This window comes from Streptomyces sp. NPDC001828 (assembly GCF_042892175.1).
Lineage (GTDB): Bacteria > Actinomycetota > Actinomycetes > Streptomycetales > Streptomycetaceae > Streptomyces.
The window spans coordinates 20,118-33,550 of sequence record NZ_JBIATV010000020.1 but is presented as its reverse complement, the minus strand read 5'-3'; the positions used below and the strand labels follow the sequence as shown (position 1 = coordinate 33,550).

12 protein-coding genes are annotated in these 13,433 nt (G+C 71.1%); 3 read left to right on the top strand and 9 right to left on the bottom strand.

What is annotated here, in order from left to right; translation table 11 throughout:
* Positions 1-333: 333 nt before the first annotated feature.
* Positions 334-657, bottom strand: coding sequence for a hypothetical protein (locus ACFYZA_RS37710; protein ID WP_382598088.1), 324 nt, complete (start codon positions 655-657; stop codon positions 334-336).
* A gap of 437 nt (positions 658-1,094) precedes the next feature.
* On the opposite strand from ACFYZA_RS37710, the gene ACFYZA_RS37705 reads away from it, so the two are divergent.
* Both ACFYZA_RS37705 and ACFYZA_RS37700 read left to right on the top strand, forming a co-directional pair.
* Positions 1,095-1,616: a universal stress protein gene (locus ACFYZA_RS37705; RefSeq protein WP_114036721.1), complete on the top strand. Its 522-nt coding sequence runs from the start codon at positions 1,095-1,097 to the stop codon at positions 1,614-1,616.
* Between the two features lie 166 nt (positions 1,617-1,782).
* Positions 1,783-2,352: an acetate uptake transporter gene (locus tag ACFYZA_RS37700; protein ID WP_382598091.1), complete on the top strand. Its 570-nt coding sequence runs from the start codon at positions 1,783-1,785 to the stop codon at positions 2,350-2,352.
* A 123-nt stretch (positions 2,353-2,475) separates the two neighbouring features.
* On the opposite strand, the gene glmS is transcribed toward ACFYZA_RS37700, so the two are convergent.
* The 3 genes from glmS to ACFYZA_RS37685 form a co-directional block, all read right to left on the bottom strand.
* On the bottom strand, positions 2,476-4,293 hold the full coding sequence (gene glmS, locus ACFYZA_RS37695; protein ID WP_382598094.1) for a glutamine--fructose-6-phosphate transaminase (isomerizing): 1,818 nt from the start codon (positions 4,291-4,293) through the stop codon (positions 2,476-2,478).
* 90 nt (positions 4,294-4,383) lie between these two features.
* The gene (locus ACFYZA_RS37690) at positions 4,384-4,665 is read right to left on the bottom strand and encodes a hypothetical protein (RefSeq protein ID WP_053723696.1); all 282 of its coding nucleotides are present in this window, start codon (positions 4,663-4,665) and stop codon (positions 4,384-4,386) included.
* A 146-nt stretch (positions 4,666-4,811) separates the two neighbouring features.
* On the bottom strand, positions 4,812-5,696 hold the full coding sequence (locus tag ACFYZA_RS37685) for a DUF4429 domain-containing protein (protein WP_388494847.1): 885 nt from the start codon (positions 5,694-5,696) through the stop codon (positions 4,812-4,814).
* Between the two features lie 161 nt (positions 5,697-5,857).
* Here ACFYZA_RS37685 and ACFYZA_RS37680 point away from each other — a divergent pair, with 161 nt between their 5' ends.
* On the top strand, positions 5,858-7,450 hold the full coding sequence (locus ACFYZA_RS37680) for a beta-N-acetylhexosaminidase (RefSeq protein WP_388494846.1): 1,593 nt from the start codon (positions 5,858-5,860) through the stop codon (positions 7,448-7,450).
* A 56-nt stretch (positions 7,451-7,506) separates the two neighbouring features.
* Here the strand turns inward: ACFYZA_RS37680 and ACFYZA_RS37675 are convergent, their stop codons facing one another.
* The 5 genes from ACFYZA_RS37675 to ACFYZA_RS37655 all read right to left on the bottom strand — a co-directional run bounded on the left by ACFYZA_RS37675 (position 7,507) and on the right by ACFYZA_RS37655 (position 13,374).
* Positions 7,507-8,493 carry an ABC transporter substrate-binding protein gene (locus ACFYZA_RS37675; protein WP_388494873.1) on the bottom strand — a complete coding sequence of 329 codons (987 nt, stop codon included), beginning with the start codon at positions 8,491-8,493 and terminating at the stop codon, positions 7,507-7,509.
* Positions 8,494-9,013: 520 nt separating this feature from the next.
* Positions 9,014-9,211 carry a hypothetical protein gene (locus tag ACFYZA_RS37670; RefSeq protein WP_382598101.1) on the bottom strand — a complete coding sequence of 66 codons (198 nt, stop codon included), beginning with the start codon at positions 9,209-9,211 and terminating at the stop codon, positions 9,014-9,016.
* 91 nt (positions 9,212-9,302) lie between these two features.
* Positions 9,303-10,463, bottom strand: a complete 1,161-nt coding sequence (locus ACFYZA_RS37665) for an acyl-CoA dehydrogenase family protein (protein ID WP_382598103.1) — start codon at positions 10,461-10,463, stop codon at positions 9,303-9,305.
* Positions 10,464-10,465: 2 nt separating this feature from the next.
* Complete coding sequence (locus tag ACFYZA_RS37660) at positions 10,466-11,401, bottom strand: hydroxymethylglutaryl-CoA lyase (protein WP_388494845.1); 936 nt, start codon at positions 11,399-11,401, stop codon at positions 10,466-10,468.
* Positions 11,398-13,374 carry an acetyl/propionyl/methylcrotonyl-CoA carboxylase subunit alpha gene (locus ACFYZA_RS37655; protein ID WP_382598107.1) on the bottom strand — a complete coding sequence of 659 codons (1,977 nt, stop codon included), beginning with the start codon at positions 13,372-13,374 and terminating at the stop codon, positions 11,398-11,400. The genes ACFYZA_RS37660 and ACFYZA_RS37655 overlap by 4 nt, the downstream gene beginning before the upstream one ends.
* Between the last annotated feature and the right edge of the window lie 59 nt (positions 13,375-13,433).

Genomic DNA, 13,433 nt, shown 5'->3' with positions numbered 1-13,433 from the left:
TCCTGCACTTTTCCCCTCGGTTTTGCACGAGTCCCCAGCCTTCGATACGCATGATCGAATCTACTGCGTCCCGTGGCGCCGGCGTGACAAGTCCGGCACCCAGCGCTATGTCGACAAGGCAACTTGGCGCGAAGCTTTCGATCACGAAGCGTTTCACTCGTGGGCCCCGTAGGGGAAGTGCGCCTCATAGGGATGGCCCGTACCCGTATGGTGCCAGAGGCCGCATTGGTCCTTTCTCCCCTGGTGGCAAGGGGGTTGGCAGGCCATTTACCCAAGGAATCCGCCACCGGGGGAAGTTGGCCGAAAACCTACGGGTCCAGGTGTGCGAACGGATCACCCTCCGGGTGTACATCCCCCGCCGTGCCGCCCACCGCGATGCCCGCCCGGGCTGCCCGGGCCGCCTCGCGCGTGCGTCGGGAACGACCGCCGCGCGCGTTCTTCGGCGGCCGCCCGCTCGGACTGCCGAAGGAGCAGACGGCACACCGTCGTCACGGCCATGAGGCCGAGCGCGGAGCCCGTCGCCCCGGCGAACGAGGACCCGTACACGACGAGGACCACGGGCACGAGGACACAGCTGAACGCAGCCCACCGCACGAGGTCGCCGGCCGGGTCGGCGGGGGGCCGGGCGGTCGCCGACCAGAGTGGTTCGGCGTTCACGGACCGGTTGGTACGTACGGTTTCGGCCGCGGACGGCGACCGGCGGCGGGTGCCGGACGGCGCGGCGGGAGCGGAAGGGTGGGCGACCGGGGGAGGGGGCACGGGAGGTGCTTCCTGATCGGGGTCGGGGTGATCGCGTGCCTAACGCGGAAGCGGTCGCTCCGGTCACTGGAAGATCATCGGTGCGGCGGCCGGGACGGATCGTCGGACGACTGCTGTAGGACACACCGGGCATTGCCATCCGGGGCGGGCTCGTGCATGCTCCGGGGAACGCCGAGTAGGTTCGGCGGCTCTGGGCAGGAGAGGAGTGTCGCCGTACCCTTGGGGGTATGGGGTTGGGAAGATGATTCCCGGACACGCCTCCGCCGCCGACTCGTTGTTGCTGCTCACCAGTCCCCGCTGTCCCTCGACTGAGGACCTCTTTCGCCGAGACACCCATGGCCGGTCACGAATTCTCCGAACCCGCGGACCGCAAGCAGGTAGCCGACCCCACGTCGGACCTCCAAGCGGCGACAGAACCACGTCATTCCTGCGATCCCGCATTCCGTCACGGCGTCGTCGTCGGCTTCGACGGCTCGACGTCCAGTGAGCGGGCCCTCGCCTACGCCATCGGCATGGCCAAGCGCTCCGGCTCGGGACTGATCATCGTCCACGTGGCCAACCGGCTCCCCACCACGGTGTGGGCCGGCTGCGAGCCGCCGGTCTTCGTGGACGTGCCCGACCACCGCACCGAGGTCCTCGGGCTCGAACTCGCCTGTGCCGACTACCTCGCCGAGGTCCCCTGGATCCTGGTGGAGCGCGGCGGCGACATCTGCCACGAACTGGAAGAAGTCGGACGCGAATACGCGGCGGACGCCATCGTCGTGGGCTCCACGCACGGCCTCGTCGGGCGGATCTTCGGCTCGGTCGCCGGGCGCCTCGCGCGCCGGGCGCAGCGGCCCGTCGTCGTCATCCCGTAATCGGGCGTTGTCCCGGTCGTGACCTGGCCGGGGTTTGCCTGACCCCTCGTCAACTCCCTTGCCGCGATGGGGAATCTACCCGTGCGTAGGTAGTGGATTGTGCCCTTGTGAAGGGTAGATAAGTGTCGCTGGGAAGCAGCACAAGCGCACATGAAGGGAGCCCGTCGTGGACAACGAAGTTCCCGCGGGAAGCACCACCTCCACGCTCGGTCACCTCGCACTCGGCCTCACCCTGCTGGCCTTCGGCATCGGCAACACCCGCGTGATCGACGGTGTGACGGTGGCCGACTCGGTCTCGATCGCCACCTACGTCGGCGGCATCGGCCTGTTCGTCCTCGGCGTCCTCGCCTTCCGCGATCAGGACGCGTTCACCGGCACCGCCTTCGGCGGCCTCGGCGCCTTCTGGTTCACCTGGGCCGTCGGCGCGGACACCAAGTTCTCGGCCAACGCGGCCGGTCTCTTCCTGGTCCTCTTCGCGCTCCTGGCGCTCAGCCTGGCGGCGGGCTCGGCCGGTGCCGGGCTCCTGCGGCAGGGCACCTACGGACTGCTGTGCCTGGCCCTGGTGCTGCTTGCCGTGGGCCAGTTCGTCACCAGTTCCTCGCTCGGCAAGGTGGCCGGCTGGGTGGCCGTGGTCGCCGGCGCCGTGGCCTGGTACGGGGCGACGGCCGCGCTCGCCAAGTGGCCGACCGCCCTGCCCCGACGCGCTGCCGGCCGGGGGGTGACGGCCACCGGCTGATCGGCAGCCGCGGCCGGTGCCTGGGCAGCACCGGCACCCACAAGGGCGACCCCCGTCGATGGGACGGGGGTCGCCTTTCGTGTGCCCGGGGTGCGCGGGATGCCCGCGCATGGCCGGTGCGGACTACTCGACCGTGACCGACTTGGCCAGGTTGCGCGGCTTGTCGATGTCGCGGCCCATCGCCAACGCCGTGTGGTACGCGAAGAGTTGGAGCGGGATGCCCATGAGGATCGGGTCCAGCTCGTCCTCGTTCTTCGGCACGACGATGGTGTGGTCGGCCTTCTCCTGGTTCTGGTGCGCCACCGCGAGGATGCGGCCGCTGCGGGCCTTGATCTCCTCGAGGGCGGCGCGGTTCTTCTCCAGGAGGTCGTCGTCGGGGACGATCGCGACCGTCGGGAGCGCGGGCTCGATCAGCGCGAGCGGGCCGTGCTTCAGCTCGGAGGCGGGGTAGGCCTCGGCGTGGATGTAGGAGATCTCCTTGAGCTTCAGGGAGGCCTCGAGGGCGACCGGGTAGCCGCGTACCCGCCCGATGAACATCATCGACTGGGCGCCCGCGTACTCCTGGGCCAGCTTCTCGATCTCCGGCTCCATGGCCAGGATCTCCTCGATCTGCGCCGGCAGCTTGCGCAGGCCCTCGATGATCCGCTTGCCGTCGGCGACCGACAGGTCGCGGATCCGGCCGAGGTGCAGGGCGAGCAGCGCGAAGGCGACGACCGTGTTGGTGAAGCACTTGGTGGAGACGACGCAGACCTCGGGGCCGGCGTGCACGTAGGTGCCGCCGTCCGCCTCGCGGGCGATGGCCGAGCCGACGACGTTCACCACGCCGAGGACGCGGGCGCCCTTGCGCTTGAGCTCCTGCACGGCCGCGAGCACGTCGTACGTCTCACCGGACTGGGAGACCGCGATGTACAGGGTGTCGGGGTCCACGACCGGGTTGCGGTAGCGGAACTCGGAGGCCGGCTCGGCGTCCGCGGGGATGCGGGCCAGCTCCTCGATGAGGCCGGCGCCGATCAGGCCCGCGTGGTAACTGGTGCCGCAGCCGAGGATCTTGATGCGGCGCACCCCGCGCGCCTCGCGGGCGTCGAGGTTCAGGCCACCGAGGTGAACGGTCGAGAACCGGTCGTCGATGCGGCCGCGCAGGACGCGGTCGACGGCCTCGGCCTGCTCGCTCATCTCCTTGTGCATGTACGTGTCGTGGCCGCCCATGTCGAAGGAGGCGGCCTCCCACTCGACGGTCTCGGGAGTGGCGTTGGTCTGCGTGCCCGAGGTCGTGTACGTCCGGAAGTCGTCGGCCTTCAGGGTCGCCATCTCGCCGTCGTTGAGGGTGACGACCTGGCGGGTGTGGGCGATCAGGGCGGCGACGTCGGAGGCGACGAGCATCTCCTTCTCGCCAATGCCGAGGATGACCGGGGAGCCGTTGCGGGCGACCACGATGCGGTCGGCGAAGTCGGCGTGCATCACGGCGATGCCGTAGGTGCCCTCGATGACCTTGAGGGCCTCACGGACCTTCTCCTCCAGGGAGTCGGCGGCGGAGCGGGCGATCAGGTGGGTGATGACCTCGGTGTCGGTCTCGGAGGCGAAGACGACGCCCTCGGCCTCCAGCTTGTTGCGCAGGTCGGCGGCGTTGTCGACGATGCCGTTGTGGACGACGGCGACCTTGTTCTCGGGGTCGAGGTGCGGGTGCGAGTTCACGTCGGAGGGGGCGCCGTGGGTGGCCCAGCGGGTGTGGGCGATGCCCGTGGTGCCGGCGAAGCGCTTGGGGACGCGGGCCTCCAGGTCGCGGACGCGGCCCTTGGCCTTGACCATCTTCAGGGCCCCGGACTTGGGGCTGTTGACGACGACGCCCGCGGAGTCGTAACCCCGGTACTCCAGCCGCTGCAGGCCTTCCAGCAGCAGCGGGGCCACATCACGCTTACCGATATAACCGACGATTCCGCACATAGAGTCTCTGCCCCTCCATCGACGTACAAAAGTTCCTGTGTGCCGCCCGGCCGTGCCCAGCCGTCAGGCCCCAGCCGTGTCCAGCCGTGCTCAGCCGTAGACGATGCGGCGCAGCTGCCGGAGCGAGAGCTCCGGTGGCGCCACGGCCCGGTGCGGCAGCTCGGCCGCGATCCGCTCGAAGATCTCCGCGTTGACGGCCCCACCGGACTGCAGTTCACGGTGGCGCCGCCGGACGAACTCCTCGCACGTCTCGTCGAAGTACGCCAGCACCTCGAGCACCACCCGAGCGGCCTCACCGCGCTGGAGCGCGGTGCTGCGCACCAGATGATCTACGAGGTCGTCGTGGGACGACGGGTTGCGGCGTTCGAGCACCCGTCGATATTGCGGTCTGACGGGACCGTACGCAAGAATCCTGCCCGATTCCGGGCAGGATTCTCATGATCGCGCCGCTGGTCTGGACCAGGGCGGGGGTCGGGGTGGAGTTTCGGGCGAGGTCCGGCCCCGGTTTCCGCCGCTGCTCACAGCCGCTTCAGGACCGCCTGTTTGGCCGCCGAGAACTCCTCGTCCGTCAGGACGCCGCTCCGGTGCAGTTCGCCGAGCTCCCGCAGCCGGCGGAGCAGCGCGTCGTGGTCCTCCGCCGCCGGGGCCGGGGGTGCCGCTTCCAGGGCCATGGGTGCCGCGGCGGTGAGCTCGCGCCGGGGGGCGTGCGGATGCGGGAGGCGGGCGACCACGGCCGAGGCGAGCAGCGCCATCAACGGGTCCTTCTTGAAGCCGTTCAGCTCCACCGCCAGCGGATCGTGGGCCGGGTCGAGGCGTGGGGCGTGCGGCGTGGTGACGAAGCGCAGATAGCCGTCGCTCAGGCCACGGGCCGGCTGCCAGACCACCCCGGTCAGGTCTTCCAGGGGCAGCGAGACCGGTCCGGCCGCGGTCTTCTTGTCGTCGGTGTGCCAGGTCCACTCAAGGCGGACCGTACGGCCGTCGAAGGTGACCGTGCCGTCCCCCGCGCCCACGGTCATCGGCAGCGCGGGCCCGGGCAGGAGGTAGCCGTCGACCGGCCCGTCCGGCACCTCGTCGAGCAGCAGCGCGTTGCGTACCTCGTCGACCATGTATTCGGCCACCCCGGCGGTCCGGGTCTCCACGGCCAGGAGGTACGGGTCCGAGGCGTCCGGCAGCTTGCCGCCGGTGACCTGGAGCAGGGGGTCGGCCCCGTCCCGCAGCCGCAGCCTGAGCCGCCCGGTCCTGCGCCCCGCCTCGTACGCGATGCCCGCCACCGCCCGCAGCGGCACCGCTATCTCGCCCAGCGTCCTGCGGAGCAGGCCGACCGACTTGTCGCTGCCCGGCACGATCCGCAGCGTGTCGCCGTCGAACGCCCAGGTGCCGTCCTTCTGGATGATTTCCGCCATGAACGGATTGTTCCATCACGCCCCGGGGTCATGATCGGCCTACGTTGAGTCGCACCGCCGCACCGGCCGCCGTCTTGACCCCGGCTGGGTCCGCGGGTCCCATGTAAGTGCTCGGTTGCTCAGCCCCCACAGTTGCGCGACCCCTTGGAAGGGAACCGCTTGTGAGACATGGTCAGCGCAGGACATTCGCCCGGCTCCTCGGTTCGCTGGTCCTGGTGGCGGGCGCCGGGCTCGCCAGTGTCGGAGCGTCGGCGGCCCCGGCAGCGGCGGGCACCCCCCGCCCGCTCGGCCAGATCGTGCCCGCCCCCGCCTCCGTATCGCCCGGCGGCACCCCGTACACGATCGCCTCCGGCACCAGGATCAGGGTGGCCAAGGGCTCCGCCGAGGCCCAGCGCATCGGCGACTACCTGGCGGGCGTGCTCCGCCCCTCCACCGGTTACGCCCTGCCGGTCACCGGCGCGGCGGGCAACGACGGCATCAGACTGCTGCTCGGCGCCCACGACGACGGCCTCGGCGACGAGGGCTACCGGCTCACCTCGGCCGGCGGCTCGGTCACCATCGCCGCCAACGAACCGGCCGGGCTCTTCCACGGCGTACAGACCCTGCGGCAGCTGCTGCCGGCGAACGTGGAGAAGAAGACCAGGCAGACCGGCCCCTGGCAGATCGCGGGCGGCACGATCACCGACTCCCCGCGCTATGCCTACCGGGGCGCGATGATCGACGTCTCGCGGCACTTCTTCACCGTCGACCAGGTCAAGCGGTACGTCGACCAGCTGGCCCTCTACAAGATCAACGAGCTGCATCTGCACCTCAGCGACGACCAGGGCTGGCGCATCGCCATCGACTCCTGGCCGAGGCTCGCCACCTACGGCGGCCAGACCCAGGTCGGCGGCGGCAAGGGCGGCTACTACACCAAGGCCGATTACCAGGCGATCGTCGCCTACGCCTCCTCGCGCTACATGGAGGTCGTGCCCGAGATCGACACACCGGGACACGTCAACGCGGCCCTGGCCTCGTACGCGGAGCTCAACTGCGACGGCGTCGCGCCCCCGCTGTACACGGGCACCAGCGTCGGGTTCAGCTCGCTGTGCGTGCCCAAGGACGTGACGTACAAGCTCTTCGACGACGTGGTGCGCGAGGTCGCCGCCCTGACGCCGGGGCGGTACGTCCACATCGGCGGCGACGAGGCGCAGTCCACCTCGAAGGAGGACTACGCCACCTTCATGGACAAGGCGCAGCCGGTCGTCGGCGAGTACGGCAAGACCGTGATGGCCTGGCACCAGATCACCGACGCCACCCCGGTGGAAGGCGCCGTCGCCCAGTACTGGGGCACGCTCGGCAACGAGCCGGAGGTCGCGGCCGCGGCCCAGGCCGGCACCCGGCTCGTGATGTCGCCGGCGAACCGCGCCTACCTCGACATGAAGTACGACGCGAAGTCCCCGCTCGGCACCAACTGGGCCGGCTACGTCGAGGTCGACAAGTCCTACTCCTGGGACCCGGACACCTTCGTCAAGGGCGTGCCCGCCGACGCCGTGCTCGGGGTGGAGGCCCCGATCTGGTCGGAGACGCTCAGCAACAGCGCGCAGATCGAGTACATGGCGTTCCCGAGGCTCCAGGGGATCGCCGAGATCGGCTGGTCGCCGGCGTCCACGCACGACTGGGCGGCCTACAAGGTGCGGCTCGCCCAGCAGGGCCCGCGCATGACCGCGCTCGGCATCAACTTCTACCGCTCGCCGGTGGTGCCGTGGGTGTGAGCCCGTAGGTCCGAAGCCGGTGCCGGGGCCCGCGAAGGGGTCCCGGCACCGGTGTGTCAGGCGACCTTCTTGGCCTTCTCGATGGCCTGGGCGAGCGCGTCGACGATGGGGGCGACGCGGGCGTAGGAGTAGATGGGCTCGGTCAGGCGGGGCACGACCTGGTTCGCCTTGACGGCGGGCAGCTGCCCCCAGGTCGGCTTGCCGCCGAGGTCGGCGGGCTGCAGGGTGCCGGTGCGGTTGTCCATGAGGATGAGGTCGGCCGGGTACTTGCCGACGTTCTCCCAGCTGAGCGACTCGAAGAAGCCCTGCGAGTCGACCTTCGGGGTGACGAACTGGACGCCCAGCTCCTGGAAGTAGCGGGTGTCGCAGCTCCGCTTGGCCTCGGACACGTAGAACAGGTCGGGGCTCGCCGAGCCGAGCAGCACCCGGATCCCGGGGTTGGCCTTGGCCGCGGCGCGCAGCCGGGCGGAGGCCTTCTCGAAGGCGGCCTTCGCGTCGGTGACCCCCTTCGCGTTCAGGTCCGCGCCGAGGGACTTGGCGAGGTCGGCCCGGCGCTGGAGGGCCGCGGGCATGCTCTGGTCGGACGCCCAGAGCGCCACGCTCGGCGCCAGCTTGAGGATCTTGTCCTTGCTGTTGTCGGGCACGTACCAGAGGACGTCCTTCTGCCACATGTCCGTGATCAGGACGTCGGGCTGGAGGGCCGCGTACTTCTCGACGCTGAACTCGCCGTAGGTGTTGCCGAGGATCTCGACCTTGCTGATGTCGAGGTCGCCGGCCTGCACATCGGCCTTGCCGTCCTTGGTCTTCGTCGGCCCGAAGACGCCCTTGACCTGGATCCCGTAGTCGAACAGGGCGGCCGCGGTGCCGGTGTAGGCGACGATGTTCTTCGGCGTGGCCTTGGTCTGGGCGGTCTGTCCGCGGTCGTCCTTGAACGACCAGGGCCCGGACGTGCCGGCCCCCGCGGTCCCGTCCGCCCCGCTCTTCTTGTCGCCGCCGCCACCGCAGGCGGCCAGCGCGACGCCGGCGCCGATCGCGCCGCCCATGGCCAGGAGGCCGCGGCGGGTGGGCAGGGACGTTCGGGCGCGGGAGAGGGGCATGACGAGGTCCGCTTTCATACGTGCGTGGCTGGATGCGTAGGTAAGCCTACCCTTAGCTGTGTCGGTGCCTCGGTGCGCCTGCGGATCGTGCGTGCCTGATCGCGCAGTTCCTCGCGCCCCTGACCCCGTTTTCGTCCGTCCACCGTGCGTGGCTGGTCGCGCAGTTCCTCGCGCCCCTGACCCCGTTTTCGTCCGTCCACCGTGCGTGGCTGGTCGCGCAGTTCCCCGCGCCCCCAAAACCCGTTCTCGGCTGCGGACCGTGCTCGCTTCTCGCGCAGTTCCCCGCGCCCCTGGCGGCGCCGGTGGCATGGGCATCCTCAGCCCGTCCGGCGATTGAGGACGAGCGCCCTTTAGGCGCGATACGGGGTCTGGGGCGGAGCCCCAGGGGCCCGGGACCAACCAACCCCGGGCAAGGGGCGGGCGGGTGGGTAAACACCCCGGGGCCGGGGGCGGAGCCCCAGGGGGCCTACCTCCCCAGTAGCGAGGCCTGCCGGGCCAGGGGGGCGTAGGTGAAGCGGACCTTGTGGGAGGCGCTCGGCTCGTAGCTGCGGTGGCAGCCCGTGCAGTGCCAGTGCCAGCGGTCCGCGGCGCCCGGCGCCGTGGCCGAGGTGTCCTTCCACAGCGGGGGACGGCTCGCGCAGTTGGGGCAGTTCGGCGGGTTCACCCTGACAGGGTGGGGCCCCGGGCGCCCCGGAGCGGCGGCGACGCGGGCGTCACCACTCCATCGGGGGACCCGGGGCCCAGGGCCGCAACGGTCAGGCGGGCAGCCCCAGTTCGCGGGCGATCAGCATCCGCTGCACCTCGCTCGTGCCCTCGCCGATCTCCAGGATCTTGGAGTCGCGCCACATGCGGGCCACCGGATACTCGTTCATGAAGCCGTAGCCGCCGAAGATCTGCGTGCCCTCACGGGCGTTGTCGACCGCCACCGTCGAGGAGTACAGCTTCGCGAGCGCCGCCTCCTTCTTGAACGGCTCGCCGTGCACCAGACGGGACGCGGCGTCGCGCCAGCCGACCCGCGCCATGTGGGCCCGCAGCTCCATGTCCGCGATCTTGAACTGGATGGCCTGGTTCTCACCGATCGGCCGCCCGAAGGCGTGCCGCTCCTTGGCGTACTTCAGCGACTCGTCCACACAGCCCTGCGCGAGCCCGGTCGCGAGCGCCGAGATCGCGATGCGGCCCTCGTCCAGGATGCGCAGGAACTGGGCGTAACCGCGGCCCTCCTGGCCCAGCAGGTTCGCCGCCGGGACGCGTACGTCGGAGAACGCCAGCTCGCGGGTGTCCGACGCGTTCCAGCCGACCTTCGAGTACGGCGCCGCGACCGTGAAGCCCGGGGTGCCGGACGGCACGATGATCGAGGAGATCAGCGGGCGGCCGTCGTCCTTGCGGCCGGTGACCGCCGTGACGGTGACCAGGCCCGTGATGTCCGTACCGGAGTTGGTGATGAAGCACTTCGAGCCGTTGATGACCCACTCGTCGCCGTCGCGCACCGCCGTGGTCCGGGTGCCGCCCGCGTCGGAGCCGCAGTCCGGCTCGGTCAGGCCGAACGCGCCGAGCATCTCGCCGGAGCACAGCTTCGGCAGCCACTCCCGCTTCTGCTCCTCCGTACCGAACCGGAAGACCGGCATCGCGCCGAGCGAGACGCCCGCCTCCAGGGTGATGGCCACCGACGAGTCGACGCGGGCCAGCTCCTCCAGGGCGATGCCGAGCGCGAGGTAGTCGCCGCCCATGCCGCCGTACTCCTCGGGGAAGGGCAGCCCGAACAGGCCCATGCGGCCCATCTCGCGGACGATCTCGTACGGGAACTCGTGACGCTCGTAGAAGTCGCCGATCTTCGGGGCGACGACGTCGTGCGCGAACTCCTCGACGGTACGGCGGAGTTCCTCGTGCTCGGAGGTGAGGCGGTGGTCGAGGGGCATGGCTACGACTCCTGGTGGGAGAGGGCACGCACGGTGCGGGAGGGGCTGGGTCGGCCCAGCTGTCCGGCCATCCACACGCTGGTGGCGGTGAGCAGGCCGAGGTCGACCCCGGTGTCGATACCGAGGCCCTGGAGCATCCACACGAGGTCTTCGGTGGCGAGGTTTCCGGTCGCGGACTTCGCGTACGGGCAGCCGCCGAGGCCGCCCGCCGACGCGTCCACGGTGCTCACTCCGTGCTGGAGGGCGGCGAGGGTGTTGGACAGCGCCTGGCCGTACGTGTCGTGGAAGTGCACCGCGAGGGAACTGGTCGGCACACCCTCCTCGTTGAGCTCGGCGAGCAGGGTCTGGACATGGGCCGGGGTGGCGACCCCGATGGTGTCGCCCAGGCTCAGCTCGTCGCAGCCCATGTGGACGAGCGCCTTGGCGACGCGGACCACCTGGTGCACCGGCACCGCGCCTTCCCACGGGTCGCCGAAGCACATCGACAGATAGCCCCGGACGTGCGCCTTGTGCTCCTTCGCGCGGGTCACCACCGGCTCGAACATGGCGAGCGACTCGTCGACGGTCCGGTTCAGATTGGCCTTGGCGAAGGACTCGGTGGCGCTGGCGAACACCGCGATCCGGTGGGCGCCGAGCGCGAGCGCCCGGTCCAGGCCCCGCTCGTTCGGCACCAGAACGGGCAGTGCCACGCCGTCGAGATCGCCGAGGAGCGGGAACAGGGCCTCCGCGTCCGCGAGTTGGGGCACCCACTTGGGGTGCACGAAGCTCGTCGCCTCGATGGTGGTCAGGCCCGCGGCGGCCAGGCGGTGCACGAACTCGGCCTTGACCTCGGTCGGCACGACCGACTTCTCGTTCTGCAGCCCGTCGCGCGCGCCCACCTCGTGGATGCGCACGCGGGCCGGGAGGTCCTGCGCCGGGACGACCATGGGGAGGGTCATGAGGTCTCCTCGGGTGCGGCGGGGGTGGCGTCGGCGGCCGGGGTGACGACGGCCAGGACCTGGTCCATGGCCACGGTCGAGCCGGGGGTGACGTCGAGCTCGGTGACCGTGCCCGCGTGCGGCGCGGAGATCACGTGCTCCATCTTCATCGCCTCGACCACCAACAGGCTCTGCCCGGCGTCGACTTGGTCGCCGACCGCCACCTTGACCACGGTGACCGTGCCCGGCATGGGCGCGGCCAGGGTGTCGGCCCCGCCGTGGGTCCGGCCGGACAGGGCGGCCTCGACGGCGTCGTGGTCCAGCACGTTCCAGCTGTCGCCTTCGCGGCCCAGCCAGCTTCCGGCCCGGTGGAAGGTGTGGGTGATCCCGTCGAGCTCGACGGTGACGCGCTCGGCGGTGACCGTGGCCGCCGCCGGTGCCGCGTATGTGACGGGTTCGAGTCCCGCGATGCGCAGCGGGAAGGCGAGCGGGGCCGCCTCGCCGCCCATGCGCCAGCCGCTCGGCACCGAGAACGGGTCGGTCCAGCCGGCGGCCGGGGCGGGCCGCAACGCGTCTAGGCGGACCGCGGCCGCTGCCGCGTACACCTCGTCGGGCACGCCCTCGGGGACCAGGGAGTCCGCCTCGCGCTCGACCAGGCCGGTGTCCAACTCGCCCGCCACGACGGCCGGATGGGCCAGGAGGCGGCGCAGGAACCCGGCGTTGGTGGGCACGCCGAGCGTGACCGTGCCGGCCAGCGCGGCGCGCAGCTTGCGCAGCGCGGTCGCCCGGTCGGGGCCGTACGCGATGACCTTCGACAGCATCGGGTCGTAGAGGCTGCCGACCTCGGTGCCCTCGCTCAGGCCCGAGTCCGTGCGCACTCCGTCGCCCTGGGGCTCGCGCAGCGCCAGGACCGTACCGCCGGAGGGCAGGAAGCCGCGGGCGCCCGCCTTGACGGACACGGTCTCGGCGCAGAGGCGGGCCTCGATGGCGTGGCCGGTGAGGGTGATGTCCTTCTGCTCGTACGGCAGCCGCTCGCCGGCCGCGACCCTCAGCTGCCACTCCACCAGGTCGACGCCGGTGATGAGCTCGGTCACCGGGTGCTCGACCTGGAGGCGGGTGTTCATCTCCATGAAGTAGTACGAGGACGGGTCGCTGCCCGGGACGATGAACTCGACCGTGCCCGCGCCCGAGTAGCCGCACGAGCGGGCCGCCTGGACGGCCGCCTCGCCCATCGCGGCGCGGGTCTCCTCGTCGAGCAGGACGCTGGGCGCCTCCTCGATGATCTTCTGGTGGCGGCGCTGGAGCGAGCACTCGCGCTCGCCGAGGTGGATCACGTTTCCATGGCCGTCGGCGAGCACCTGGATCTCGATGTGGCGCGGCCGGTCGACCCAGCGCTCCACGAGCAGCGTGTCGTCGCCGAAGGAGGAGCGGGCCTCGCGGCGCGCGGCCGCGATCTCGTCGCCGAGCAGCGCCTCCTCGCGCACCAGGCGCATGCCCTTGCCGCCGCCGCCCGCGCTCGGCTTGAGGAGCACCGGCATGCCGATCTCCCGTGCGGCGAGCGCCAGTTGATCGTCCGTCAGGCCGCTGCCCGAAGAGCCCGGCACGACCGGGACCCCGGCCTCGCGCACGGTCGCCTTGGCGCGGATCTTGTCGCCCATCAAGGAGATCGCCTCGGCGCTCGGCCCGATGAAGACCAGCCCGGCCTCGGCGCAGGCCGCGGCGAAGCCCGCGTTCTCGGCCAGGAAGCCGTAGCCCGGGTGGACGGCCTGGGCGCCGGTGCGCAGCGCCGCGTCGATGAGCAGCTCGGGGCGCAGATAGCTGGCGGAGGCCGCTGCGGGGCCGATGCGTACGGCGGTGTCCGCCTCGCGGACGTGGCGCGCCTGGGCGTCCGCGTCGGAGAAGACGGCCACCGAGCGGATGCCGAGCCGGCGCAGGGTGCGGATGACGCGGACCGCGATCTCGCCCCGGTTGGCGACGAGCACTGTCGTGAACATGGGAGCCCTCAACGTAGAAGTCGACGTGGGTGCCGTCTCAGGTGTCTCAGCCATCGCGG

Excerpts from the sequence above, each read along its gene's own strand:
- ACFYZA_RS37705 (WP_114036721.1), top strand. The coding sequence starts at position 1,095 with ATGGCCGGTCACGAATTCTCCGAACCCGCGGACCGCAAGCAGGTAGCC.
- glmS (WP_382598094.1), bottom strand. The coding sequence starts at position 4,293 with ATGTGCGGAATCGTCGGTTATATCGGTAAGCGTGATGTGGCCCCGCTG.
- ACFYZA_RS37685 (WP_388494847.1), bottom strand. The coding sequence starts at position 5,696 with ATGGCGGAAATCATCCAGAAGGACGGCACCTGGGCGTTCGACGGCGAC.
- ACFYZA_RS37675 (WP_388494873.1), bottom strand. The coding sequence starts at position 8,493 with ATGGGCGGCGCGATCGGCGCCGGCGTCGCGCTGGCCGCCTGCGGTGGC.
- ACFYZA_RS37665 (WP_382598103.1), bottom strand. The coding sequence starts at position 10,463 with ATGCCCCTCGACCACCGCCTCACCTCCGAGCACGAGGAACTCCGCCGT.
- ACFYZA_RS37660 (WP_388494845.1), bottom strand. The coding sequence starts at position 11,401 with ATGACCCTCCCCATGGTCGTCCCGGCGCAGGACCTCCCGGCCCGCGTG.
- ACFYZA_RS37655 (WP_382598107.1), bottom strand. The coding sequence starts at position 13,374 with ATGTTCACGACAGTGCTCGTCGCCAACCGGGGCGAGATCGCGGTCCGC.